Consider the following 24,369-nt stretch of genomic DNA (forward strand, 5'->3'; position numbering starts at 1 on the left):
CGGCTCCGGCCGGACCGGGAACCGATCACGACCGCAGGAGGCCAACCGATGCTTGCCGACGAGGTGTTGGTCGCAGGACAGTGGCGCCAGGGCCGGGGCGCCCCCATCGAGACCGTCGACCCGGCCACCGGCCAGGTCATCGCCACGGTGCACGCCGCGTCCCTCGAAGACGTCGAGGAGGCCGCCGCCGCGGCGACCCGGGCCGCCCACGACCCCGCCTGGCGCGAGCTGCCCGCCCACCTCCGGGCCCGGCTGCTGCACCGCGTCGCCGATCTCGTCGAGCAGGACGCCGACCGGCTCTCCGCGCTCCAGACCGCGGACACCGGCAAGTGCCGCGCCGAGACCCGGGCCCTCGTGCTCAGCGCCGCCGGCACCTTCCGCTACACCGCCGCCGCCCTGGAGACCGCCGAGGACGCGCTCACCCCGGCCCGCGGCCCGTACCTCACGATGAGCGTCCACGAACCCATCGGCGTCGTCGGCGCGATCACCCCCTGGAACTCGCCGATCGCCAGCGACGCCCAGAAGCTCGCCCCCGCCCTCGCCGCCGGAAACGCGGTCCTCCTCAAGCCCGCCGAGTGGACCCCGCTCGTCGCCCTCGCGCTCGGCCGCCTGGTGCACCGGGCCCTCACCGAGGCCGGACTGCCGACCGCCCTGCTCTCCGTCCTGCCGGGCCGGGGCAGCGTCATCGGCGACGCGATCGTCCGCCACCCGGCCGTCGGCAAGGTCACCTTCACCGGCGGCACGGAGACCGGCCGCACCCTCGCCCACGCGGCCGCCGACAAGCTGATCCCGGTCTCGCTCGAACTCGGCGGCAAGTCCCCGACGATCGTGCTGGAGGACGCCGACCTCGAACAGGCCCTCGCCGGCGTGATGTACGGGATCTTCTCGTCCAGCGGCCAGAGCTGCATCGCCGGCTCCCGCCTCTTCGTGCACCGCTCCCGCTACGAGGAGTTCCTCGGCGAACTCGTCGCCCGCACGGAGAAGCTGCGCGTCGGCCCCGGCACCGACCCGGACACCCAGGTCGCCCCGCTGGTCCACCACCGCCACCGCGACAGCGTCGCCGCCTACGTCGACCTGGCCCGCGCGGAGGGCGCCACCGTCCGGTGCGGGGGAGCGGCCCCCGAGGGCGAGCGCTACCGGGACGGCGCCTACTACCTGCCCACCGTCCTGGACGGCCTGCCGAACACGGCCAGGGTCTGCCGGGAGGAGATCTTCGGACCGGTCCTGGTCGCCCTGCCCTTCGAGGACGACGACGACCTCGTCGCCCAGGCCAACGACAGCGTGTACGGCCTCGCCTGCGGCATCTGGACCCGCGACCACGCCCGTGCCTGGCGGCTCGCCCGCCGGATCGACGCGGGCACCGTCTGGATCAACACGTACAAGCAGTTCAGCATCGCCACCCCGTTCGGCGGGCTGAAGGACAGCGGCATCGGCACCGAGAAGGGCCGCGACCTCATCCGCGGTTACCAGCGGCAGAAGTCCCTCTACTGGGCCACCGACACCACCCCGCTGCCCTGGGCCGCCGCCCACTGACACCGCACGCGCCCCACCCACCCGAGCGGGAGGACACCATGCCCCACGACCACCCCCACGACCGGCCGATAGCCCGGCTCCGCGCCCTGCGCTCCGTCGAACTCCACACGCCCGCGCTCACCGAGTCCGCCGACTTCTACGCGGAGGTCTGGGGCCTGGAACCCGTCGAACGCGACACCGGCGCCACCTGGCTGCGCGGCACCGGCGAGGAACACCACGTCCTGCACCTCACCCGCGCCGAGCGCACCGGCCTCGGCCGCATCAGCTTCGCCGTCGCCACCCCCGCCGAGATCGACGAGGCCGCCCGCCGCCTCCTGGCCCGGGGCATCGTCCCCGTCGCCGGACCCGGCCCCCTCGACCAGGTCGGCGGCGGCTACGGACTGCGCTTCACCGACCCCGAGGGCCGGCTGATCGAACTCAGCGCCCAGACCCACGCCGTCACCCCCCGCGGCAGGGACGGCGCCGTCCCCGTCGGCGTCACCCACACCGTCCTCAACACCACGGACATCGACGCCGCCGTCGCCTTCTACACCTCCGTGCTCGGACTGCGCGTCTCCGACTGGTCCGAGCACCAGATGGCCTTCCTCCGCTGCAACGCCGACCACCACTGCATCGCCTTCAACCAGGCCGAGTGGGCCTCCCTCAACCACGTCGCCTACGAGATGCCGTCCGTCGACCACTTCATGCGCGGCCTCGGCCGGCTCCGCCACCACGGCATCACCCCCCAGTGGGGGCCCGGTAGGCACGGACCCGGCAACAACACCTTCTCCTACTTCACCGACCCGGCCGGACTCGTCTGCGAATACACCTCCGACGTCGCCCAGATCGTGGAGGACGCCTGGATCGCCAAGGTCTGGCGCCGCACCCCCGACCTCTCCGACCTCTGGGGCACCGCCGGACCCCCGTCCCCCGTCATCCGCCGCCACATGGCCGGCACCCCCGACCCCGGACCCCTCGCCACCGCACCCCAGGAGGTGACCGCATGACCACCGTCCTCCACCCCCGCCCGGACACCCCCGCCCGACCCGGACCCGCCGTCCGCCGCGTCGCCCTCGTCGGCTGGGGCGCCATCGGACGCGTCGTCGGCACCGCCCTCGCCGAGGGCCGTGTCCCCGGCGCCGAACTCACCTGCGTCATCGACAACCGGCCCCTGGTGGACGCCCCCGCGCCCCAGCTGTCCTTCGAGGACGCCCTCGCCGTCTGCGACCTCGTCGTCGAAGCCGCCGGCCAGGCCGTCGTACGGGAATGGGCCGAGCGCGTCCTCACCAGCGGCGCCGACCTGCTCATCGCCTCCACCGGAGCCCTCGTCGACCCCGCACTCACCGCACGCCTGCGCGCCGCCGGACCCGGCCGCGTCTATTTCACCGGGGGAGCCGTCGGCGGCCTCGACCTCCTCCAGGCCGTGCGCGGACTCGGCCCCCTCAGCTCCGTCACCCTCACCACCACCAAGCTCCCCGCCACCCTCCACCAGCCCTGGATGGACGAGGAGCTGACGGCCCGGCTGCGCACCACCACCGAACCCGTCGAGGTCATGCGCGGCACCGCCCGCGACGTCCCGGTGAAGTTCCCCAGGTCGACCAACGTCGCCGCCTCGGTCGCCCTCGCCACCGGCGACCCGGACCTGGTGGAGGTCGTCGTCGTCGCGGACCCGGACGCCACCCTCACCCGCCACGTCATCGAGGCGGCGGGCCCGCACGGCAGCTACCGCTTCGAGGTCGCCCACCGCCCCGACGCCGCCAACCCCGCCACCAGCCAGGTCGTCCCGCACGCCGTGCTCCGCAGCCTCGGCGCCGTCGTCGGACGGGCGGGGCAGATCCTGTGACCGCCGCGATCCACACCCGCGAGGCAGGCGACCCGGACGCCCCGCTGCTGCTCTGCCTGCACGGCATCGGCTCCTCCTCCGCCGCCTTCGCCCCCCAGCTCGACGGCCTCGCCGACCAGGTACGGGTCGTCGCCTGGGACGCCCCCGGCTACGCGGACTCCGCCGACCCGGCCCACGCCCCCGGCCTCGACGGCTACGCGGACACCGCCGCCGCCCTCATCCGCGAACGCGGCGGCCCCGCCCACGTCCTCGGGGTCTCCTGGGGCGGCGTCATCGCCCTGCGCCTCGCCGCCCGCCACCCGGACCTCGTCGCCTCCCTGATCGTCGCCGACTCCAGCCGGGGCTCCGGAACCGACCCGGACAGGGCGAAGGCCATGCGCGCCCGGGCGGCCCAGCTCGCCGCCGAAGGGCCCGAGGCGTTCGCCGCCGCCCGGGGACCCCGGCTCGTCTCGGACGGCGCACCCGCCGAACTCGTCGCCCGCGTCGTCGCCACCATGGCCGCGTCCGTCCGCGCCCCCGGCTACGGCCACGCCGCCGAGGCCATGGCGGACGCCGACCTCACCGACGAGCTGCCCGCCATCACCGCACCGGCCCTCGTCCTCTGCGGCGAACAGGACACGGTCACCGGCACCGCCGAGTCCCAGGCCATCGCCGGGGGCCTGGAGAAATCCGTCTACGTCACCCTCTCCGGCGCCGGACACCTCGCCAACCAGGAACGCCCCGAGGCGTTCAACGCCTGGGTCCGCGCCCACCTCCACGTCGTCGCCCGCGTACCCGCGTAACGACGAACCCCCCACCCACCCCGACCGAACCCAGGAGCATCCCGTGCCCATCGACAAGACCCCGTACGAGAACAACGGCGACCTCGCGAAGTTCACCGACTCCCTCATCGCCACCAAGGACTCCCGCGAGCCCGACTGGGACACCCTCTCCTTCCAGGAGAAGGCCGGCGCGCAGTACCGCCGCGCCCAGATCCGGTACGTCGGCTCCGGCGCCACCGGCAACCACGAGAGCGACAACCGCATCCTGCCCTCGGGCGGCTTCACCCTCTCCAACATGCTGCTCCCGCCGGGCGCCGAGGGCCCCGAGCACACCCACCACGACGTGGAGGAGGCGTTCTTCGTCCTGGAGGGGCAGGTCAGGGTCGGCATCCACCGGGGCGCCGACGAGACCGAGTACCGCACCCTCGGCTACCGGGACATGATCGTCGTCCCCGCCGGAGTCGCCCGCTCCCTGAAGAACGAGGGCGACACCGACGCCCTGTTCTGCGTCATCATCGGCACACGGAAGCCGCAGGTGCCGACCTACCCCGAGCACTCGCCGATGCACGGCGTCACCCGCGACTGATGGCCGCCGACGACACCCCCCGCACGGTCGTCGTCACCGGCGCCGGCCGCGGCCTCGGACTGGCCGCGGCCCGCCGGATCGGCGGCGACGGACACCGCGTCGTCATCGCCGAACTGGACGAGGCCACCGGCCGGCAGGCGGCCGGGGAACTCCGCGCCGACGGCATCACCGCGGACTACCACCCGCTCGACGTCGCCGACCCGGACTCCGTCACCGCCCTCGCCGACACCCTCGCCGGTGACGGCACCCGGCTGTACGGGCTGGTCAACAACGCCGGACTGGCCAACGCGGTCGGCGGCAAGCCGTTCCACGAGATCGACGTCGAGGCGTGGGACCGCATCATGACGGTCAACGCGCGCGGACCCTGGCTCGTCGCCCGCGCCCTCCTCCCGCTCATGCGGGACCACGGCGCCGGACGCATCGTCAACCTCGCCTCGGACGCCGCGCTCTACGGATCGCCCCGGCTCGCCCACTACATCGCGTCCAAGGGCGCCGTGATCTCCCTGACCCGGGCGATGGCCCGCGAGACGGGCGACCTCGGCATCACCGTCAACGCGGTGGCACCCGGCCTCACGGAAGGGGAGTCCGCCGTGGACATCCCCGCCGAACGCCACGAGCTGTACCGGCTGAACCGGGCGATCTCCCGCCCCCAGCAACCGTCCGACCTGGTCGGCCTCATCGCCTTCCTCATCGGCGAGGAGTCCGGCTACATCACCGGCCAGACGTTCGCCGTGAACGGCGGCTTCACCATGCAGTAGCCCTGCGGGCGGCAGCGCCCTCATCACGCCCGTCCGCCACCTCCAAGCCCGTCCGGCGATTGAGGACACCACCCCACCGCCCGCACCACCCGCAAGGAGCCCGCACCCCATGGACCTCCACCTGGAAGGCCACCGCGTCCTCGTCACCGGCGGCAGCTCCGGCGTCGGCCTCGCCACGGTCCGCGCGCTCCTCGCGGAGGGCGCCCGCGTCGCCACCTGCGGCCGCCGCCCCGACGCCCTCGCCGCCGCCCTGGACGGCCTCGCCGGACCCGACACGCTGTACCACGCCCCCTGCGACGTCACCGACGAGGCCGCCGTACGCGCCTTCACCGACGCCGCCGCCGCCCACTTCGGCGGACTCGACGGCCTCGTCAACAACGCCGGCGCCTCCCGGATGAAACCCTTCGCCGAGACCACCGCCGCCGACTGGCGCGAGGAGCTGGAGCTCAAGTTCTTCGGCGTCCTCAACCCGCTGAACGCCGCCCTGCCCCACCTCCGCGCCGCCGGCGCCGTCCGCGCCGCCTCCGTCGTCAACATCAACGCGGTCCTCGCCAAACAGCCCGAGACCCGGCTGATGACCACCAGCGCCGCCCGCGCCGGCATCCTCAACCTCTCCACCTCGCTGTCCAAGGAACTGGCCCCCGACGGCATCCGCGTCAACTCCGTCTGCCTCGGCCTCATCGACACCGGGCAGTGGGAACGCCGGTACGCCGCCTCCGGCTCCCCGCTGGACTACCCCGCCTGGCAGGCCGAACTCGCCGCCGACCGGGGCATCGCCCTCGGCCGCCTCGGCAACGCCGACGAAGTCGCGTACGCCGTCACCGCCCTCCTCTCGCCCCGCGCCTCGTACATCACCGGCACCACCGTCGACGTCTGCGGCGGCGTGAACCGCGCGGTCGCCTGACTCATCCCCCAACCCCCTCAGGAGCACCCGACATGACCCGACCCAACGGCGGCGACCTGCTCGTCGAGACGCTACGAGGACTGGGCGTCGACACGGTGTTCGGCATCGTCAGCGTGCACAACCTGCCGCTCGTCGAAGCCGTCGACCGCGACCTGCGCTTCGTCCCCGTCCGCCACGAGGCCGCCGCGGTCAACGCCGCCGACGGCTACGCCCGCGCCACCGGCCGGCTCGGCTGCGCCCTCACCAGCACCGGCACGGGAGCGGGCAACGCGGCCGGCTCCCTCATCGAGTCCCTCAGCTCCGGCACCCCCGTCCTGCACGTCACCGGGCAGATCGACAGCGCGTACCTCGGCTCCGGGCGCGGCTTCATCCACGAGACCAAGGACCAGCTCGGCATGCTCCGCGCGGTCTCCGCGCACGCCGTCACCGTCACCGACGCCGAGAGCGCCGGCGACCTGCTGCGCGAGGCCGCCGCCCGCGCCCTGACCGCCCCGCACGGCCCGGTCAGCGTCGAGTGGCCCATCGACCTCCAGTTCGCCCCCCAACGGCTCACCGGCACCCCCGTCCCCGCGCCCGCCGCCCCGGCCCTGCCCGACGCGGCGCTCCTGGACGAGGCGGCCGCCCTGCTGTCCGCCGCCCGCCGCCCCCTCCTCTGGGCCGGCGGCGGCGCCCACACCGCCCGCCCCGAGGTCGCCGCACTCCTCGAAGCCCTGAGCGCCGGGCTCGTCACCTCCAACTCCGGGCGCGGCGCCGTACCCGAGTCCGACGAGCGGGTACTCGGCAACTACGCCACCGCCCCGGCCGGCCGCGCCCTGCTCGCCGAGGCCGACGTCCTGCTCACCATCGGCACCCACTTCCGCTCCAACGAGACCGCCGACTACGGCCTCGAACTCCCCGCCACGCACATCCAGATCGACCTGGACCCGGCCGCCCCCGGCCGCGTGTACCCGGCGACCGTCGCCCTCCACGGCGACGCCTCCGCCGTCCTCGCCGCCCTCCTCGGCCGTGTCACCAGCGGGAGTACGGAGACGAGCTGGCCCGGCCGGGTACGCGAGGCCCGTACCGCCGCCCGGGCCGCACAGCGCCACGCCATCGGCCCGCAGGCCGCGATCAACGACGCGATACGCGACGCCTGCCCGCCCGGGTCCGTCATCGCCCGGGACGTCACCATCCCGTCCTCCACCTGGGGAAACCGGCTCCTGGAGATCACGGACCCGGCCACCAACGTCTTCCCGCGCGGCGGCGGCATCGGCCAGGGGCTCGCCATGGGCATCGGCGCCGCACTCGGCCGCCCCGACACCCCCACCGTCGTCATCGCCGGCGACGGCGGCCTCGCCGTCCACCTCGGCGAACTCCTCACCCTCGCCCAGGAGAAGCCCGACCTCACCCTCCTCGTCTTCAACGACGGCGGCTACGGCGTCCTGCGCAACATGCAGGACAACCACTTCCCCCGCCGCTCCGGCGTCGACCTCGCCACCCCCGACTTCGCCCTGCTCGCCGCCGCCACCGGCATCCCGTACGCCCGGATCGCCGCCGAGGCCGACGCCGGGCCCGTCATCAAGGACGCCGTCGCGACCCCGGGCCCCACCCTCGTGGAGATCGACCTCACCGCGCTCGGCCCGATGAACACCCCGTTCATCCCGCCCGTCAAACTCCCCGCCGCCGCCACCGGCACCCCCGCAGAAGGAGGCGACCCGTCATGACACCCGCCGAGGAGCCCCGGCTCGACCTGCTCGTCCACCGCATGACGTGGGAGGCCGACGGAGTCCTGAGCATCGAACTCACCCACCCCGAGGGCAAACCCCTCCCCACCTGGCGGCCCGGCGCCCACATCGACGTCCACACCGGCGGCCACGTCCGCCAGTACTCGCTGTGCTCCGACCCCGACGACACCGCACGCTGGCGCATCGGCGTCCTGCGCGAACCCGCGTCCCGGGGCGGCTCCGCGCACATCCACAGCGAGCTCCGCCCCGGCCGCACCGTCCACGTCCAGGGCCCCCGCAACCACTTCGCGCTCGACCCCGACGCCCCCGGCTACCTCTTCGTCGCCGGCGGCATCGGCATCACCCCGCTCCTGGCCATGGCCCGCGAGGCCGCCCGCACCGGCACCCCCTGGCGGCTCGTCCACGGCGGCCGCACCCGCGCCTCCATGGCCTTCACCGCCGAACTCACCGCCCTCGCCGGACAGCCCGGCGGCAGCGTCGACTTCATCCCCCAGGACGAACAGGGCCACCCCGACCTCGACACCCTCCTCACCGGCCTCGCACCCGGCACCCAGGTCTACTGCTGCGGCCCCGAACCCCTGCTCGCCGCCGTCGAGGAACGCCGCCCCGACGCCCGTACCGAACGCTTCGCCGCACCCGCCGCCGCACCCCGCGACGGCGAGGACACCGGCTTCGACCTCGTCTGCTCCCGCACCGGCCGCACCGTCGAGGTCGCCCCCGGCACCTCCGCGCTCGACGCCCTGGAGAACGCCGGCATCCCCGTCGCCTCCTCCTGCCGCGACGGGATCTGCGGCACCTGCGAGACCAAGGTCCTCGAAGGCACCCCCGACCACCGCGACTTCCTCCTCAGCGAGGGCGAACGCGAGACCGGCGCCTCGATGATGCTCTGCGTCTCCCGCTCCCGCACCCCCCGCCTCGTACTCGACCTGTGAACCGCCCGAAGGGAGCCGACATGACCGGCCCGACCAGCCCGCAGTACCTCGACCCGCACCAGGCCCGCACCGCCGAGCCCACCCCGTACGAGAAGAAGCTCGCCGCCGTGATCGAGGAGGTCTTCGGCGGCGGGGCCCACGACCTGCCCGGACTCGTCGCCGGACTCAACGCCCGCGACCTGCCCGCCCCCGACGGCAGCCCCTGGACCGAGGACACCTTCCGCGCCGAGATGCGCCGACTGGGAGCGTGAGACAGCCATGACCACCGCCAGCACCCCGACCCGCCCCTCCGAGGTCGCCCGCCCCGGCGACCGCACCGCCGACCGCCTCTTCGCCACCGGCATCCGCAACCAGTGGTACGCCGTCTGCCCCTCGGACTTCGTACCCGCGGGCGGCATGAAACGGCTCACCCTCCTCGGCGAGGAATGGCTCCTCTTCCGCCGCGCCGACGGCACCCTCCACATGCTGGAGGACCGCTGCCCCCACCGCGGCGCCCGCCTTTCCCTCGGCAAACACCTCGGCGACCGCATCGCCTGCTGGTACCACGGCGTCCAGGTCGACGGCACCGGCACCGTCGCCGCCGTCCCCGGCCTCCCCGGCTGCAACCTGGAGGGCAGGCAGCTCGTCGCCGCCCCCCACCTCATCGAGACCGGCGGCGCGGTCCTCGCCTACTTCGGCGACCACGCCCACGCCGAACCCGTCCCGCTCACCCTGCCCGAACCCCTCACCGACCCCGGCACCTCGGCGTTCCTCTGCTACGCCGAGTGGAACGTCAACTGGCGCTACGCCGTCGAGAACCTGCTCGACCCCATGCACGGCTCGTTCCTCCACCGGGACTCGCACAGCATGGCCGAGGGCCAGACCACCGCCCGCTTCCGCATCCGCGAGACCGAACGCGGCTTCTTCTTCGAGAAGACCGACCAGAGCGGCGTCAACTTCGACTGGGTCGAGCTCTGCCGCACCGGCGTCGACTGGGTCGACCTCACCATCCCCTACCCGCCGACCGCCGGCCCCGGCGGACCCTTCGGCATCGTCGGCATGGCCACCCCCATCGACGCGGACCGCTGCGCCGTCTTCTTCTGGCGCTACCGCAAGGTCACCGGCTGGGAGCGCGACACCTGGCGCTTCCTGTACAAGACGCTCCTGGAGGACCGCCACTGGGAGGTCCTCGAACAGGACCGCGTCATGCTGGAGGACCTGCGCGCCGACGCCGACCAGGCGGAGAACCTCTACCAGCACGACCTGGGCGTGGTCCGCGTCCGCCGCATGTACCGCACGGAGGCGGAGTCCCAGGCGACGACGGCCTGACACCAGCGGGGTGTCCTCCTTTCAAGCCCGTCCGGCGATCGAGGACACCCCCTCCGCACGGGGCGACGGCGCCCGAAGGCAAGCCCGTCCCCCGATCGAGGACATCCCCCCGCCGGGACCCCGGCGCCCGCGGAGCGCCTACTCCCCGCCCTCCGCGGACAGCACCGACCGCTCCAGCTTCCCCAGCAACCGCGCAAGCTCCACGCACTCCGCCTCCGACAGCCCCGCCAGCATCCGCCGCTCGTTCTCCAGATGCTCCGAGAACAGCGCGTCGATCAGCGACAACCCCTCGTCCGTCAGCCGCGAGTGCACCACCCGCCGGTCCTGCGGATCCCGCTCCCGCCGGATCAGCCCGTCCTTCTCCAGCCGGTCTATCCGCAGCGTCACCCCCGCCGAGCTGATCAGCCCCGAATCCGCCAGCTCGCCCGCCGTCCGCCGGAACGGCGCCCCCGCCCTGCGCAACGCCGTCAGGACATCGAAACCGGCCATCGACAGACCCTTGCGCTCCACGGGCCGCGAAATCGCCGCGCTGTACCGCAGGAACGCCCGGTGCAGCCGGCCGAAGACCTCCAGCGGAGCCGTATCCAGCTCCGGCCGCTCCCGCCGCCAGTCCGCCACGATCGACGCCACCGCGTCCGCCTGCTCCGCCATCCCGGGCACACCTCCGTGCAGGTACACAATGGGGTAAGAATCTTAGCCCTCAAGGACCCCGTACGGACCGTCCGCCCCCGGCGGAACCCGACTGCGCGCCGCCCGGGCGATACGGCAGCATGTCCCCATGTCCGTACTGACGCGCGATGAAGCGCAGGCCCGAGCCCAGATCCTCGACGTTCAGCGATACACGATCGAACTCGATCTCACCGCGGGGGAGGAGACCTTCGACTCCCGTACCGTCATCGAGTTCACCGCCCGCACGGCCGGCGACACCTTCATCGAGGTCAAGCCCGCCACCCTGCGCTCGATCAGCCTCGACGGGCAGCCGCTGGACCCCGCGCACCTCACCGAGAACCGGTACCTCCTCACCGGCCTCACCGAAGGACCGCACGAGATCCGCGTCGACGCCGCCATGCGCTACTCCCGCACCGGCGAAGGCATGCACCGCTTCACCGACCCCAGCGACAACGAGACATACGTCTACACCCAGCTCTTCATGGAGGACGTCCAGCGCGTCTTCCCCGCCTTCGACCAGCCCGACCTCAAGGCGGTCTTCGCGCTCACCGTCACCGCCCCCGACGGCTGGACCGTCCTCGGCAACGGCGTCACCGAACACACCGGCGACGGCCGCTGGACCATCGCCCCCACCCCGCCGCTCTCCACCTACCTCGTCGCCGTCGCGGCCGGCCCCTGGCACTCCGTGACCACCGAGCACGCCGGACTGCCCTTCGGCATCCACTGCCGCCGCTCCCTCGCCCCCCACCTCGACGCCGACGCCGACGAGATCCTCGACATCACCCGGGCCTGCTTCGACCGGTTCCAGGAGAAGTTCACCGAGCCGTACCCCTTCGACTCGTACGACCAGGCGTTCGTCCCCGAGTTCAACGCCGGCGCCATGGAGAACCCCGGACTCGTCACCTTCCGCGACGAGTTCATCTACCGCTCCGCCGTCACCGACACCGAACGCCAGACCCGCGGCATGGTCATCGCCCACGAGATGGCCCACATGTGGTTCGGCGACCTCGTCACCCTCGCCTGGTGGGACGACATCTGGCTCAACGAGTCCTTCGCCGAGTACATGGGCTACCAGACCCTCGCCGAAGCCACCCGGTTCACCGAGACCTGGGTCGACTTCGGCGTCGCCCGCAAGGGCTGGGGATACGACGCCGACCAGCGCCCCTCCACCCACCCCGTCGCCCCCGACCCGGACGCCGTCCCCGACACCGCCTCCGCGCTCCTCAACTTCGACGGCATCTCCTACGCCAAGGGCGCCTCCGCCCTGCGCCAGCTCGTCGCCTGGCTCGGCGAGAAGGACTTCCTCGCGGGCATCAACACCCACTTCGCCCGCCACAAGTTCGGCAACGCCACCCTCGCCGACTTCATCGACAACCTCGCCTCCGCCACCGACCGGGACGTCCACGCCTGGGCCGGGCAATGGCTCCGCACCACCGGCGTCGACACCCTCGCCGCGCACACCACCGAGAACGACACCACCTGGTCGCTCACCGTCGCCCACCGCGGCACCCGCCCCCACCGCATCAGCGTCGGCGCCTACGACCACAGCCTCGACACCCAGCACGGGCCCACCCCCCTCGTCCTGCGCGAACGCTTCGAGACCGGCATCCCCGAGGAAGCCCCCGTCACCCGCCCCGGCCGCCGCCCCGCCCTCGTCGTCCCCAACGACGAAGACCTCACCTACGCCAAGATCCGGCTCGACCCGCACTCCTGGAACACCGTCCTGGACAGCCTCTCCGGCGTCCCCGACGCCCTCACCCGCGCCGTCGTCTGGAACTCCGCCCGCGACATGGTCCGGGACGGCGAACTCGCCCCCAGCACCTACCTCGAAACCGCCCGCGCCCACCTCCCGTACGAGACCGACCTCGCCCTCCTCCAAGGCGTCCTGGCCTTCGCGGACACCCAGGTCGCCGGCCGCTACACCGCCCCCGAGGACCGGCCCGCCGCCCTCGCCCTCCTCACCGCCCTCTGCCGCGACCTCATCCGCCGCACCGAGGACGGCACCCACCGCGGCCTGCGCCTCACCGCCGTACGCCACCTCATCGACGCCGCCACCCAGCCCGACACCATCCAGGGCTGGCTCGCCGACGACACCGTCCCCGGCGGACCCGAACTCGACCCCGAACTGCGCTGGCGCATCCTCACCCGCCTCGCCGTCCTCGGCGCCACCGACGAAGCCGCCATCGACGCCGCCCTGGAGGACGACCCCAGCGCCACCGGCCAGGAAGGCGCCGCCCGCTGCCGCGCCGCCCTGCCCACCCCCGAGGCCAAGGCCGCCGCCTGGGACGCGATGTTCCACGACGACAGCCTCTCCAACTACCTCTTCACGGCCACCGCCCAGGGCTTCTGGCAGCCCGAACAGACCGACCTCGTACGCGCATACGTGCCCCGCTTCTATCCCGAGGCCGCCCAGCTCGCCGCCCGCCGGGGCCCCGCCATCGCCGAAGCAGCCGGACGCCACGCCTTCCCCGCCCACGCCGTCGACGCCGACAGCCTCCGCGCCGGCGAGGAAGCCCTGAACGACCCGGCCCTCATCCCCGCCCTCCGCCGCAAGCTCATCGACCAGATCGACGACCTGCGCCGCGCCCTGAACGTACGCAACGCCAACTGACCCCACCCGCACCACCCGTGCCCGGCCCGCCCCCACCCCCGGGGGCGCGCCGGGCACGCGCATACCACCCCGGCCCCCGGCAACGCGCCCCCACCCGCACCCCGCCACCCTTTCGAGTTCAGATCACCCGGTCCCCGGCCGCGCCACCCGAAACCCGGACAAGCTGGCACACACACCCATGCCCAAGTCCCCAGCCCCGTGCCCGCGCGCCCGAAGGACCACCCGCCCCATGCCCGTACCGCCCCTCGCCGGGTCCACCACCGGACCCGACGCCCTGCGCCCCCTCCTCGACACCGTCCTCGCCGCCCTCGCCGAAGGCGCCCGACGCCGCGACGGCCCGCTCCCCGCAGGCGGGCCCGACACCGTCACCCCACGCACCCGCACCGCCCTCACCCCCCTCATCCCGGACCGGGGCACCGGCGCCCACCACGCCCTCACCACCCTCGTCCAAGCCCTCGCCGAAGGCGCCGCCGACCCCGCCGACCCCCTCTGCGCCGCCCACCTCCACACCCCGCCCCTCGCCCTCGCGGCCGCCGCCGACCTCGCCGCCTCCGCCCTCAACCCCTCCATGGACTCCTGGGACCAGGCCCCCGCCGCCTCCACCCTCGAAGCCGACACCACCACCGCCCTCGCCGCCGAGGTCTACCCCCACCACCCCGCGCCCGACGCCCTCGTCACCACCGGCGGCACCGAGGCCAACCAAATCGGCCTCCTCCTCGCCCGCGAACGCCACGGCCCCGTCCAGACCATCACCGGCGCCAACGCCCACCACAGCATCACCCGCGCCGCCTGGCTCCTCGGCCTCCCCGAACCCCTCACCGTGCCCGCCCCGAACGGCACCATCGACATCCCCGCACTCCACGAGAGCCTCGCCCGCCACCACACACAGGGCCCCCTCCTCGTCACCGCCACCGCCGGCACCACCGACACCGGCCAGATCGACCCCCTCCCCGAGATCGCCGACCTCTGCGCCCGCCACGGCGCCGAACTCCACATCGACGCCGCCTACGGCGGCCCCCTCCTCCTCAGCCCCACCCACCGCCACCACCTCGACGGACTCGACCGCGCCGACAGCGTCACCCTCGACCTCCACAAACTCGGCTGGCAGCCCGCCTCCGCCGGCATCCTCGCCGTCCCCGACCGCCACCACCTCCACGCCCTCCACCACCAAGCCCCCTACCTCAACGCCGACGACGACACCGAAGCCGGCCTCCCCGACCTCCTCGGCCGCTCCCTGCGCACCACCCGCCGCCCCGACGTCCTCAAGATCGCCGTCACCCTCCGCGCCCTCGGCCGCACCGGACTCGCCGACCTCGTCGACCGCACCTGCACCGCCGCGCACACCCTCGCCGACCTCGTCGACGCCACCCCCGGCCTCGAACTCCACGACCGCCCCACCATCAGCACCGTCCTCTTCCGCCCCACCGACGCCGACGACCACACCGTCGCCACCGTCCGCCGCACCCTCCTCACCCGCGGCCACGCCGTACTCGGCCGCACCCACACCCACGGCCGCCTCTGGCTCAAGGCCACCCTCCTCAACCCCCACACCACCCCCGACGACCTCCACCGCCTCCTCGCCCTCGTCACCCGGCTCACCACCGAACTCAAGGAAGGCAGCACCCTCCGATGACCGCCGCCCCGGCCACCCCCGACCCCCTCCGCACCCACGACCTCGTCGGCATCGGCATCGGCCCCTTCAACCTCTCCCTCGCCGCCCTCGCCCACGGCCTGCCCACCCCCCTCACCACCGCCTTCTACGAACAGCGCCCCGCCTTCCACTGGCACCCCGGACTCCTCATCGAAGGCGCCACCCTCCAAGTCCCCTTCCTCGCCGACCTCGTCACCCTCGCCGACCCCACCAGCCCCTGGAGCTTCCTCAACTACCAACGCACCCAGGACCGCCTCTACCCCTTCTACTTCGCCGAGCGCTTCCACATCCACCGCGCCGAATACGACGCCTACTGCCGCTGGGTCAGCACCCAGCTCCCCGGCCTCCACTTCGGCCACCAGGCCGACGCCATCCGCTGGGACCCCCAGACCGCCCGCTTCGACGTCGACCACACCCAGCTCGACGCCCACGGCGAAGCCGCATCACTCGGCCGCACCCACACCCGCCACATCGCCCTCGGCATCGGCACCGAACCCCACATCCCCGACCCCCTCAAACCCCTCACCGACACCGGCACCGCCCCCGTCATCCACTCCGCCGACTACCTCCACCACCGCGACCGCCTCCTCCAGGCCCGCCACATCACCGTCATCGGCTCCGGCCAGTCCGGCGCCGAGATCTTCCTCGACCTCCTCCGCGCCCGCCCCACCGGAAACGAAGGACTCCACTGGCTCGCCCGCACCCCCGCCTTCGCGCCCATGGAGTACTCGAAACTCGGCCTCGAACACTTCACCCCCGACTACACCCGCTACTTCCACGACCTCCCCGAAACCGTCCGCGACACCCTCGTCCCCCAGCAGTGGCAGCTCCACAAAGGCATCGACCACGACACCATCACCGCCATCCACGACGAGCTCTACCGCCGCACCCTCCACGGCGGCTGGCCCGATGCCACCCTCACCCCCGGCGTCACCGTCCGCACCGCCGGACGCGTCGCCAACACCCGCGTCGAACTCCACCTCGAACACACCCAGCAATCCACCCGCACCCGCCTCACCACCGACGCCGTCGTCCTCGCCACCGGCTACCGCGAACGCCCCCTCGACACCCTGCTCCACCACCTCGCCCCCCACCTCCGCCGCGACGCCGCCGGCCGCCCCCGCGTCGACGCCCACCACCGCCTCGACCTCGGCCCCGCCGTCACCGGCCACATCTACGTACAGAACGCCGAACGCCACACCCACGGCGTCGGCGCCCCCGACCTCGGCCTCGCCGCCTGGCGCAGCGCCACCATCCTCAACGACCTCACCGGCACCACCCCCTACCCCCTCCCGCAGCGCACCGCCTTCACCACCTTCGGCCTCACCCAGCCCGCCATCCCCGCCCAGCACCCCACCCTCGTCCCCCTCACCCGCCCCTGACGCACAAAAGGGCGGCCGCCCCGCCTCCCCGGAAATGGGGAGACGGAACGACCGCCCTCGACGACCGCGCGCTTAGAACACCGGCACCCCGTCCCGCGTCAGCTTCCAGTCCACCGAAGCGAACTCCGCCGGGTCCACCGAACCCTTCGCCTGCACCCAGGCGATGATCGTGTTCCGGATCTCCTCCGAATTCGCCCACAGCTGCTTCGCCGCCGGAACATGCGGGAAATTGCCGCCCCCGCTCGCCCGGTAGTTGTTCACCGCCAGCACGAACTGCGCCTTCGGATCGATCGGCTTCCCCTCGAACGACAGATTCACGATCCGCGAACCCACCGGCTTCGCGATGTCGATGTCGTACGTCAGACCCGACACCGCGTCGTAGTTGTAGTCCGGGGTGTTGTCCGCATTCGTCAGCTTCTCCGGATCCACCGGAGCACCCGCCGCCGTCCGCACGTAGTACTTCGCCGAGAACTCCAGGTAGTCCAGGATCTGCGCACCCGTCACCAGACGCGCCTCCAGCGTGTTCTCGAACGGATACAGACCCGCCGCGTCCTTGATCGTCACGTTCCCGGCCGGAATCCGCGCCGTACGCGAGAAGCACGACGCCTGCGACAGCACCGGAAGCTCCGCGTACTCACCGCCCGCCAGCGCCGCCTTCACCGTCTCCGCCTGGACGACGTTGATCAGATCGATGATCGGCTCGTCCTTCCACGCCGCCTCCGCCGTGGTCATCTCCGACGCCGCCGTACCGATCACCTGGTTGACGTACGCCACGACCTTCCTGTGCTCGTCCGCCAGCAGCTTCGTGATCTTCCGGTCCTCGGCCGCCGTGTTCGAATTCAGCACCCGCGAACCGGCCTTCTCGACCACCCAGCGGCCCTTCTCCCACACCACCTCGAAGTCGAACAGCGTCAGCCGCTGCCCCCACTTCAACGGCTCCGAGAGCACGACCTTCTTCCCCGTCTCCTTGTTCTCCACGAAGTACTCGGGAATCTCCAGGTGCGCGTGGCCCACCAGGATCGCGTCGATCCCCGGCACCTGCTCCGCCACCAGACCCGCCGCGTTCTCCACGTACGGAATCTGGTCCCCGTACGACGACGTCCCGCTGTTCCCCGAGTGCGCCGACACGATCACCACGTCCGCACCCATCGAACGCAGCCGAGGCACATACTTCGCCGCCTGCTCCTCAAGACCCGGGAACACCATCTTCCCGCTCACGTTCGCCTTGTCCCAGATCGCGATCCCCGGGTTCGTCAGCCCCAGAACCGCCACCTTCACATCACGCCCGTGCGGCGTCCGCAGCTTCTTGATCACATACGGCGCGAACGCCGGCCGCAGCGTCTTCGCGTCCAGCGCGTTCGCCCCGAGCAGCGGGAAATCGCACTGCTCCTCGAACTTCCGCAGCACCGGAATCCCGTAGTTGAACTCGTGGTTCCCCAGCGCCGCCGCGTCATAGCCGATCGCGTTCATCGCCTGCGCCATCGGATGCACCGGACCGCGCTTCGCCGTGATCGGGTCGATCTTCGCGTAGTAGTACGAAAGCTGCGTGCCCTGGATCGTGTCACCCGCGTCGATCATCAGGGTGTTGTGCCGGCCCTTCTCCCGCCGCACCTGCTCCACCAGCGTCGAGATCTTCGCCAGACCCACGTCGTTGTGGTCCTTGTCGTCGAACTCGGCGTCCGTGAAGTAGTCCCAGTTGAAGACATTCCCGTGCAGGTCCGTCGTCCCCATCACGGTGAACGCGTACCGCTTCTGCGGACGCCCGTGACCATGACCGTGCCCGCGCCCGTGCGCCTGGGCGGGCGACGCGGCGCCACCCACCACCACCGCGCTCGCGCCGGCCGCGGCCGATGTCCCCAGGAACGTCCTTCGGTTCAGCGGCATCTCGTCTCCCACATTCCGGTTCACTTGGTGCGAAGTTCTGTCGTACGCCGTCCAACAACGCGCGTAGATAATCACCCACGCACCACCCCCGGCAACACCCCCGGCAGGTTTCCGTTCCATGACCACACATCGACAGGACGCCGTCCCCCGGTGAACACCCCGGCTGTCACACCCGGATGCCAGAGTGGACCCATGACCGACACCGCGCAGCCCTACGGCACCCCGGACCAGCCCCGCCTCGCCGTCCGCGGCGAAGCCCGCCTCGAAGTCGACCCCGAGATCGCCCGCCTCTCCATCACCGTCACCGCCCGCGGCAAGGACCGCCGCGCCGCCCTCGAAGACCTCACCCGGCGCAACGCCACCGTCCTCGAACTCGCCCGCACCTACGGGGACGCCGTCGAGAAGATCGAGACCGGCGCCCTCTCCATCCACCCCGAACTCGTCCAGCGCGGCCGCGACGAGAAGATCCGCGCCTACCACGGACGCGTCTACATCACCGCCGTCCTCAACGACTTCACCGCACTCGGCGAGTTCGTCACCCGCGTCGGCGACCTCGACATGACCCACGTCAGCGGACCCTGGTGGGCTCTGCGCCCCACCTCACCGGCCCACGGCGAGGCCCGCCGCCAGGCCGTCCGCGAGGCCGTCCAGCGCGCCCGCGAATACGCCGGGGCGCTCGGCGCGGAGCTCGCCGCGCTGGTCGAACTCGCCGACATAGGCGCGGAGAACGCCGCCCCGCCGGTCGCGTACGCCAGGGCCGGCGGCTACGGCGCCCCGCCCCAGGCACCCGGCGCCGCCGCCGGAGGCCCGCCCCCCGTCGACCTCGAACCGCAGCGGCAGACCGTGTACGCGCAGGTGAACGCCCGCTTCACCATGACCCCGCCGAAACTCTGAATTCCCGGCTACGGGGACACCGGCGCGTGCTCATCCGAGCACGCCGCCGCACAATTCAACACTTGTCAATAACCCTTCATGCAAAGGTGGTTGGACAGTCATACAGAGCCAATTACCTACCCATAGGTAAGGTCTAGGCTCGAACCATGCGCCGAGCCAAAATCGTTTGTACCCTGGGACCCGCCACCGACTCGTACGACCAGATCAAGGCCCTGGTCGAGGCGGGAATGGACATCGCCCGCCTCAACCTCAGCCACGGCAGTTACGCCGAACACGAAGAGCGGTATCACCGCGTGCGCAAAGCGTCCGACGAGGCGCACCGCAGCGTGGGCGTCCTCGCCGACCTTCAAGGCCCGAAGATCCGCCTCGGACGCTTCCGTGAAGGACCCGTACTCCTTGAACGCGGCGACGACTTCACCATCACCGTCGAGCCGATGGACGGCGACCGCAACGGCTGCGGTACGACGTACGACGGGCTCGCCGCCGACGTCACCCCCGGTGAGCGCATCCTGATCGACGACGGCCGCGTCACCCTGGAGGTCACCGAGGTCGACGGCCCCCGCGTCCGCACCACCGTGGTCGAGGGCGGCATGGTCTCCGACCACAAGGGCCTCAACCTCCCCGGTGTCGCCGTCTCCGTCCCCGCGCTCTCCGAGAAGGACATCGAGGACCTGCGCTGGGCGATCCGCACGGGAGCCGACATCATCGCCCTCTCCTTCGTCCGCAGCGGCCGCGACATCGAGGACGTCCACCGCGTGATGGACGAGGAGGGCCGCCGCCTCCCGGTCATCGCCAAGGTCGAGAAGCCGCAGGCCGTCGAGAACATCGAGGACATCGTGGCCGCGTTCGACGGGATCATGGTCGCCCGCGGCGACCTGGGCGTCGAAATGCCGCTGGAGCAGGTCCCGATCGTCCAGAAGCGCGCGATCAAGCTCGCCAAGCGGAACGCGAAGCCGGTCATCGTCGCGACGCAGATGCTCGACTCGATGATCGACAACTCCCGGCCCACCCGCGCCGAGGCGTCCGACGTCGCGAACGCGATCATCGACGGCACGGACGCGGTGATGCTCTCCGGCGAGACGAGCGTCGGCAAGTACGCGATCGAGACCGTCCGCACGATGGCCCGCATCGTGGAGGCGGCCGAGGAGGACATCCTCGCGAAGGGGCTCCCGCCGCTGACGGACCGGAACAAGCCCCGCACCCAGGGCGGCGCGGTGGCCCGCGCGGCGGCGGAGATGGGCGACTTCCTCGGCGCGAAGTTCCTGGTGGCCTTCACGCAGAGCGGCGACACGGTGAAGCGGTTGTCGCGTTACCGCTCCCCGATCCCGCTTCTGGCCTTCACTCCGGACCCGGCGACGCGTTCGCAGCTCAATCTGACCTGGGGCGTCGAAACGTTCCTGGGGCCGCACGTGGACTCCACGGACGCGATGGTCGCCCAGGTGGACGAGGAGCTCCTGAAGATCGGCCGCTGCCAGAAGGGCGACGTCGTGGTCATCACGGCCGGCTCCCCGCCGGGTGTCGCGGGCTCCACGAATCTGGTGCGCGTGCACCACATCGGCGAGGACGACAGCCCGAAGTAGGGGCGGCTCAGTATTTCGGCCCGACGTGAGCGTCCATGAGAGCGACGGACGCCCGTCGGGCGACGGAGATGTTCTTGCCGTTGGTGTCCTTCCACTCGACGCCGACCCGGTCGAGCGTGTCGGTGTAGAGCCTCAGGATGTCGGCCGACAGGTTGGTGAAGAAGTAGCGCGGGTACTCGTAGCGCCGTCGTTCGCCACGGACGAGGCGGGTGGCCCAGTTGGTGATGCGGCAGCCGTCGGAGTGGATGAGGCCGCGGATGAACTCCCAGGGATGTGCGTCCACGATCTTCTGCTGCCACTGGGCCAGAGCGATGGTGCGGTCATGCTTCTTGCCGGGACCATGCTGCGGGAACAGGCAGGGCCAGTGCCTGCTGTAGCTGGTCACTGCGACGCACCCCTGCTTCTGCGCGAGATACACGGAGCCGGACGGATGGATGGCCGCGACAGCACGGCGGCATTCTTCGATGAGACCCGCCATGCATCGGCGCAGGCAATGCGTAAGTAGTAGCCGCGTCCCCGTGGGTGCGCGCTGATACAGCCGTCGCCCAAGTACAGGCCCAGCAGATACGCGTAGTTGGCAGGGTCATCGAGTGGCAACGGCACGGGCGCGCAGCGGGGGCATTCGGTGTGCCCCAGGATGCGAGGCAGTGGCTCGATGCGTGTGAGCCAGGAGCGTATCGCTGCCCGCGAAATACCGGTCTGCTTGCTCACAGCGTTCTGGCTGAGGCCCTGATCAAGGAGCGAAAGCGCGTGCTTACGTGTTTCCAGGTCGTACACACGGACGAGCCTGGTCGGAGCGCAATGCTCCGAGGGAGAAACGACGGTGCAATCACACGATGGTGTGCATCAGTGGCATTTCCCTGCGGCCTTGGAATCGAAGGAAAAGTGCCCCGGGTCGGATTCGAACCGACACTGTATGGGTTTTGAATCCATCGCCTGCTGCCAATTGGGCTACCGGGGCTGACAGAATCGAAGGTTTCCTCCGACCCGCTGCGCGACCACCATACCGCAGCTGGGTAGGCTCAAGGGAGCTGTACCTGCCCTGGACCAAGGAGCCCCGTGACCACCCCCGAGTCGCCCCAGCCCGTCGCCGATGACGACAAGTCGCACGTTCCGCCGCTGACGACCCGTGTCGTCATCGCCGAGGACGAGGCGCTCATTCGCCTCGACCTCAAGGAGATGCTCGAAGAGGAGGGGTACTCCGTCGTCGGGGAGGCCGGGGACGGGCAGCAGGCCGTGGAGCTGGCGCGGGAGCACAAGCCGGACCTGGTCATCCTCGACGTGAAGATGCCCGTGCTCGACGGGATCTCCGCCGCCGAGAAGATCGCCGAGGAGTCCATCGCGCCGGTGCTCATGCTCACCGCCTTCTCGCAGCGCGACCTCGTGGAGCGGGCCCGGGACGCCGGGGCGATGGCGTACCTCGTGAAGCCGTTCAGCAAGAGCGACGTCGTCCCGGCGATCGAGATGGCCGTGTCCCGGTTCTCCGAGCTGAAGGCCCTGGAGAACGAGGTCGCGGACCTCGCCCAGCGGCTGGAGACGCGGAAGCTGGTGGACCGGGCGAAGAGCATTCTCCAGACGGACTACGGGCTGTCCGAGCCGGAGGCGTTCCGGTGGATCCAGAAGACGTCCATGGACCGCCGGCTGTCGATGCAGCAGCTCGCCGAGGCCCTGATCGCGGACGCCGAGGAGAAGAAGAAGGCCGCCGAGTAACCCGTACAGCACAGGAAAGGCCCGCGCCACGGAGGCGCGGGCCTTTCTCGTGCGCGTAAGGGCTCAGTCCTCGCCCAGGTACGCCTTGCGGACGGACTCGTCGTGGAGGAGGTCCGCTCCGGTGCCGGAGAGGACGATCTTGCCGATCTCCATGACGTGGCCCTGGTCGGCCAGGGAGAGCGCGGCCTGGGCGTTCTGCTCGACCAGGAGGATCGTCGTGCCGGAGGCGCGGAGTTCGACGATGGTCTCCATGATCTTCTGCATCATGATCGGCGAGAGGCCCATGGAGGGCTCGTCGAGCATGAGCAGCTTGGGCTGGGACATCATCGCCCTGCCCATGGCGAGCATCTGCTGCTCGCCGCCGGAGAGCGTTCCGGCGGCCTGCTTCCGGCGTTCCCCGAGGATGGGGAAGAGGTCGTAGGCGCGCTGGACGTCCTTCTCGATGCCCGCCTTGTCGTTGCGGAGATACGCACCGAGCAGCAGGTTCTCCGTGATCGTCAGCCGGGGGAAGATGTGCCGGCCCTCGGGGGAGTGGGCGAGGCCCAGGGAGACGATCTTGTGCGCGGGGATGTTGGTGAGCGGTTTGCCCTCGAAGAGGACGCGGCCGCTCAGCGGTTTGAGCAGCCCGGAGAGGGTGCGCAGGGTGGTGGTCTTGCCGGCGCCGTTGGTGCCGATGAGGGTGACCACCTGGCCGGCCTCGACGGTGAACGAGATGCCCTTGACGGCTTCGATCTTGCCGTAGGCGACGCGGAGGTCCTCGACCTCCAGCAGTGCGGTCATCGGTTGTCCTCCTCTTCTGTTTCCGTGGTCGTGGTGGCGGCGGCCTCCGCCTTCTCGACCTCGGCGACCTCGTCCGCGCCGGGGGCGCCTTCGAAGGGGGTGCCGAGGTAGGCGGCGATGACGCGTTCGTCGCTCTGGACCTCGGACGCGGTGCCCTCGACCAGCTTCTCGCCCTGGACGAGGCAGGCGACCCGGTCGCAGAGGTTGAAGATGAAGCGCATGTCGTGCTCGATGACGAGGACGGCGATGCCCTGGTCCCGGATCGCGAAGATGAGCTCTTCGGTGACGCGGGTCTCCTGCGGGTTCATGCCGGCGGTGGGCTCGTCCAGGAGGAGGAGTCCGGGGTCGCTGGCGAGCGCGCGGGCGATCTCCAGCTTGCGCTGGTCTCCGTAGGGGAGGTTGCGCGCGAGGTGGTCGGCCTTGTCCTGGAGGCCGATGAACTCCAGGAGTTCCATGGCGCGTGCGCGGCTGGCGGTCTCCGCGGCGTGGTAGCCGGGGAGGTGCAGCAGCGCCGACCAGAGCCCTTCCTTGGTCCGGGTGTGGCGTCCGACGAGGACGTTCTCCAGGACGGTCATGTTGGCGAAGAGCCGGATGTTCTGGAAGGTGCGGGCGATGCCTGCCTTGGTGACGAGGTGGGGCTTGGGCGGCAGGACGGTGCCCTTGTAGCTGACCTTGCCCTCGGTGGGGACGTACAGGCCGGTGAGGCAGTTGAAGAAGGTGGTCTTGCCGGCGCCGTTGGGGCCGATGAGGCCGACGATCTCGCCGCTGTTGACCTGGAGGTCGACGTCGCGGACGGCGGTGAGGCCGCCGAAGCGCATGGTGACCCCGCTGGCGTCCAGGACGGTCGTCCCGGTGGCGGTCTTGGTGGTGGTGGTCATGG

At 71.6% G+C, this 24,369-nt stretch carries 21 protein-coding genes, 1 tRNA gene and 1 pseudogene; 17 read left to right on the forward strand and 6 right to left on the reverse strand.

The genetic code is table 11. From position 1 onward, the window contains the following. Positions 1–48: 48 nt before the first annotated feature. From ACFZAT_RS06790 to ACFZAT_RS06840, 11 genes are all read left to right on the forward strand, one after another. Positions 49–1,533, forward strand: a complete 1,485-nt coding sequence (locus ACFZAT_RS06790) for an aldehyde dehydrogenase family protein (RefSeq protein ID WP_391261112.1) — start codon at positions 49–51, stop codon at positions 1,531–1,533. A gap of 38 nt (positions 1,534–1,571) precedes the next feature. Beyond that, on the forward strand, positions 1,572–2,519 hold the full coding sequence (locus ACFZAT_RS06795; RefSeq protein WP_391261115.1) for a VOC family protein: 948 nt from the start codon (positions 1,572–1,574) through the stop codon (positions 2,517–2,519). Then, positions 2,516–3,355 carry an aspartate dehydrogenase domain-containing protein gene (locus tag ACFZAT_RS06800; protein ID WP_391261118.1) on the forward strand — a complete coding sequence of 280 codons (840 nt, stop codon included), beginning with the start codon at positions 2,516–2,518 and terminating at the stop codon, positions 3,353–3,355. Before ACFZAT_RS06795 ends, ACFZAT_RS06800 begins: the two co-directional genes overlap by 4 nt. Continuing rightward, the gene (locus ACFZAT_RS06805) at positions 3,352–4,137 is read left to right on the forward strand and encodes an alpha/beta fold hydrolase (protein WP_391261121.1); all 786 of its coding nucleotides are present in this window, start codon (positions 3,352–3,354) and stop codon (positions 4,135–4,137) included. The genes ACFZAT_RS06800 and ACFZAT_RS06805 overlap by 4 nt, the downstream gene beginning before the upstream one ends. A gap of 43 nt (positions 4,138–4,180) precedes the next feature. Further along, a complete protein-coding gene (locus ACFZAT_RS06810) occupies positions 4,181–4,702 on the forward strand; it encodes a cupin domain-containing protein (RefSeq protein WP_073968262.1) in 522 nt (173 codons plus the stop codon). Continuing rightward, entirely contained in the window at positions 4,702–5,460 is a 759-nt protein-coding gene (locus ACFZAT_RS06815; RefSeq protein ID WP_391261123.1) for an SDR family oxidoreductase, read from the forward strand. Before ACFZAT_RS06810 ends, ACFZAT_RS06815 begins: the two co-directional genes overlap by 1 nt. A gap of 109 nt (positions 5,461–5,569) precedes the next feature. Then, a complete protein-coding gene (locus tag ACFZAT_RS06820; RefSeq protein ID WP_391261125.1) occupies positions 5,570–6,364 on the forward strand; it encodes an SDR family oxidoreductase in 795 nt (264 codons plus the stop codon). Positions 6,365–6,396: 32 nt separating this feature from the next. Then, positions 6,397–8,067: a thiamine pyrophosphate-binding protein gene (locus ACFZAT_RS06825; RefSeq protein ID WP_391261128.1), complete on the forward strand. Its 1,671-nt coding sequence runs from the start codon at positions 6,397–6,399 to the stop codon at positions 8,065–8,067. Next, the gene (locus ACFZAT_RS06830) at positions 8,064–9,020 is read left to right on the forward strand and encodes a 2Fe-2S iron-sulfur cluster-binding protein (RefSeq protein WP_391261130.1); all 957 of its coding nucleotides are present in this window, start codon (positions 8,064–8,066) and stop codon (positions 9,018–9,020) included. Before ACFZAT_RS06825 ends, ACFZAT_RS06830 begins: the two co-directional genes overlap by 4 nt. A gap of 20 nt (positions 9,021–9,040) precedes the next feature. Further along, positions 9,041–9,271 carry a recombinase-like helix-turn-helix domain-containing protein gene (locus ACFZAT_RS06835; RefSeq protein WP_073968267.1) on the forward strand — a complete coding sequence of 77 codons (231 nt, stop codon included), beginning with the start codon at positions 9,041–9,043 and terminating at the stop codon, positions 9,269–9,271. A gap of 7 nt (positions 9,272–9,278) precedes the next feature. After that, complete coding sequence (locus ACFZAT_RS06840; RefSeq protein WP_391261134.1) at positions 9,279–10,328, forward strand: Rieske 2Fe-2S domain-containing protein; 1,050 nt, start codon at positions 9,279–9,281, stop codon at positions 10,326–10,328. A 138-nt stretch (positions 10,329–10,466) separates the two neighbouring features. Here ACFZAT_RS06840 and ACFZAT_RS06845 read toward each other — a convergent pair whose 3' ends face one another. Continuing rightward, positions 10,467–10,979 (reverse strand): MarR family transcriptional regulator, encoded by a 513-nt coding sequence (locus ACFZAT_RS06845; RefSeq protein WP_391261137.1) that lies wholly within the window; start codon positions 10,977–10,979, stop codon positions 10,467–10,469. Positions 10,980–11,106: 127 nt separating this feature from the next. Here ACFZAT_RS06845 and pepN point away from each other — a divergent pair, with 127 nt between their 5' ends. The 3 genes from pepN (at position 11,107) to ACFZAT_RS06860 (ending at position 16,641) form a co-directional block, all read left to right on the forward strand. Beyond that, entirely contained in the window at positions 11,107–13,608 is a 2,502-nt protein-coding gene (gene pepN / locus ACFZAT_RS06850) for an aminopeptidase N (protein ID WP_391261140.1), read from the forward strand. Between the two features lie 229 nt (positions 13,609–13,837). Continuing rightward, positions 13,838–15,241 (forward strand): aminotransferase class V-fold PLP-dependent enzyme, encoded by a 1,404-nt coding sequence (locus ACFZAT_RS06855; protein ID WP_391261143.1) that lies wholly within the window; start codon positions 13,838–13,840, stop codon positions 15,239–15,241. Beyond that, on the forward strand, positions 15,238–16,641 hold the full coding sequence (locus ACFZAT_RS06860) for a SidA/IucD/PvdA family monooxygenase (protein WP_391261145.1): 1,404 nt from the start codon (positions 15,238–15,240) through the stop codon (positions 16,639–16,641). Before ACFZAT_RS06855 ends, ACFZAT_RS06860 begins: the two co-directional genes overlap by 4 nt. Before the next feature lie 72 nt (positions 16,642–16,713). Here ACFZAT_RS06860 and ACFZAT_RS06865 read toward each other — a convergent pair whose 3' ends face one another. Then, positions 16,714–18,525 (reverse strand): 5'-nucleotidase C-terminal domain-containing protein, encoded by a 1,812-nt coding sequence (locus ACFZAT_RS06865; protein WP_391261147.1) that lies wholly within the window; start codon positions 18,523–18,525, stop codon positions 16,714–16,716. A 192-nt stretch (positions 18,526–18,717) separates the two neighbouring features. On the opposite strand from ACFZAT_RS06865, the gene ACFZAT_RS06870 reads away from it, so the two are divergent. Further along, positions 18,718–19,419: an SIMPL domain-containing protein gene (locus ACFZAT_RS06870; protein WP_391261149.1), complete on the forward strand. Its 702-nt coding sequence runs from the start codon at positions 18,718–18,720 to the stop codon at positions 19,417–19,419. A 146-nt stretch (positions 19,420–19,565) separates the two neighbouring features. Then, positions 19,566–20,999: a pyruvate kinase gene (pyk, locus tag ACFZAT_RS06875; protein WP_391261152.1), complete on the forward strand. Its 1,434-nt coding sequence runs from the start codon at positions 19,566–19,568 to the stop codon at positions 20,997–20,999. 7 nt (positions 21,000–21,006) lie between these two features. Here pyk and ACFZAT_RS06880 read toward each other — a convergent pair. Together ACFZAT_RS06880 and ACFZAT_RS06885 are read right to left on the reverse strand one after the other, a co-directional pair. Continuing rightward, positions 21,007–21,776, reverse strand: a pseudogene (locus ACFZAT_RS06880) (hypothetical protein). 109 nt (positions 21,777–21,885) lie between these two features. Next, positions 21,886–21,960 (reverse strand) — tRNA-Leu (locus ACFZAT_RS06885). A gap of 98 nt (positions 21,961–22,058) precedes the next feature. On the opposite strand from ACFZAT_RS06885, the gene ACFZAT_RS06890 reads away from it, so the two are divergent. Continuing rightward, on the forward strand, positions 22,059–22,709 hold the full coding sequence (locus tag ACFZAT_RS06890) for an ANTAR domain-containing response regulator (RefSeq protein WP_018518762.1): 651 nt from the start codon (positions 22,059–22,061) through the stop codon (positions 22,707–22,709). Positions 22,710–22,772: 63 nt separating this feature from the next. Here the strand turns inward: ACFZAT_RS06890 and ACFZAT_RS06895 are convergent, their stop codons facing one another. Both ACFZAT_RS06895 and ACFZAT_RS06900 read right to left on the reverse strand, forming a co-directional pair. After that, positions 22,773–23,489, reverse strand: a complete 717-nt coding sequence (locus ACFZAT_RS06895) for an ATP-binding cassette domain-containing protein (protein WP_391261156.1) — start codon at positions 23,487–23,489, stop codon at positions 22,773–22,775. Beyond that, positions 23,486–24,367: an ATP-binding cassette domain-containing protein gene (locus ACFZAT_RS06900; RefSeq protein WP_391261159.1), complete on the reverse strand. Its 882-nt coding sequence runs from the start codon at positions 24,365–24,367 to the stop codon at positions 23,486–23,488. Before ACFZAT_RS06900 ends, ACFZAT_RS06895 begins: the two co-directional genes overlap by 4 nt. Between the last annotated feature and the right edge of the window lie 2 nt (positions 24,368–24,369).

Source organism: Streptomyces sp. NPDC008163, assembly GCF_042956885.1.
GTDB lineage: Bacteria > Actinomycetota > Actinomycetes > Streptomycetales > Streptomycetaceae > Streptomyces > Streptomyces drozdowiczii_A.

Coding starts and splice junctions, on each gene's coding strand:
- ACFZAT_RS06790 (WP_391261112.1), top strand. CDS start 49: ATGCTTGCCGACGAGGTGTTGGTCGCAGGACAGTGGCGCCAGGGCCGG.
- ACFZAT_RS06795 (WP_391261115.1), top strand. CDS start 1,572: ATGCCCCACGACCACCCCCACGACCGGCCGATAGCCCGGCTCCGCGCC.
- ACFZAT_RS06800 (WP_391261118.1), top strand. CDS start 2,516: ATGACCACCGTCCTCCACCCCCGCCCGGACACCCCCGCCCGACCCGGA.
- ACFZAT_RS06815 (WP_391261123.1), top strand. CDS start 4,702: ATGGCCGCCGACGACACCCCCCGCACGGTCGTCGTCACCGGCGCCGGC.
- ACFZAT_RS06820 (WP_391261125.1), top strand. CDS start 5,570: ATGGACCTCCACCTGGAAGGCCACCGCGTCCTCGTCACCGGCGGCAGC.
- ACFZAT_RS06825 (WP_391261128.1), top strand. CDS start 6,397: ATGACCCGACCCAACGGCGGCGACCTGCTCGTCGAGACGCTACGAGGA.
- ACFZAT_RS06830 (WP_391261130.1), top strand. CDS start 8,064: ATGACACCCGCCGAGGAGCCCCGGCTCGACCTGCTCGTCCACCGCATG.
- ACFZAT_RS06835 (WP_073968267.1), top strand. CDS start 9,041: ATGACCGGCCCGACCAGCCCGCAGTACCTCGACCCGCACCAGGCCCGC.
- ACFZAT_RS06840 (WP_391261134.1), top strand. CDS start 9,279: ATGACCACCGCCAGCACCCCGACCCGCCCCTCCGAGGTCGCCCGCCCC.
- ACFZAT_RS06845 (WP_391261137.1), bottom strand. CDS start 10,979: ATGGCGGAGCAGGCGGACGCGGTGGCGTCGATCGTGGCGGACTGGCGG.
- pepN (WP_391261140.1), top strand. CDS start 11,107: ATGTCCGTACTGACGCGCGATGAAGCGCAGGCCCGAGCCCAGATCCTC.
- ACFZAT_RS06855 (WP_391261143.1), top strand. CDS start 13,838: ATGCCCGTACCGCCCCTCGCCGGGTCCACCACCGGACCCGACGCCCTG.
- ACFZAT_RS06860 (WP_391261145.1), top strand. CDS start 15,238: ATGACCGCCGCCCCGGCCACCCCCGACCCCCTCCGCACCCACGACCTC.
- ACFZAT_RS06865 (WP_391261147.1), bottom strand. CDS start 18,525: ATGCCGCTGAACCGAAGGACGTTCCTGGGGACATCGGCCGCGGCCGGC.
- ACFZAT_RS06870 (WP_391261149.1), top strand. CDS start 18,718: ATGACCGACACCGCGCAGCCCTACGGCACCCCGGACCAGCCCCGCCTC.
- pyk (WP_391261152.1), top strand. CDS start 19,566: ATGCGCCGAGCCAAAATCGTTTGTACCCTGGGACCCGCCACCGACTCG.
- ACFZAT_RS06895 (WP_391261156.1), bottom strand. CDS start 23,489: ATGACCGCACTGCTGGAGGTCGAGGACCTCCGCGTCGCCTACGGCAAG.
- ACFZAT_RS06900 (WP_391261159.1), bottom strand. CDS start 24,367: ATGACCACCACCACCAAGACCGCCACCGGGACGACCGTCCTGGACGCC.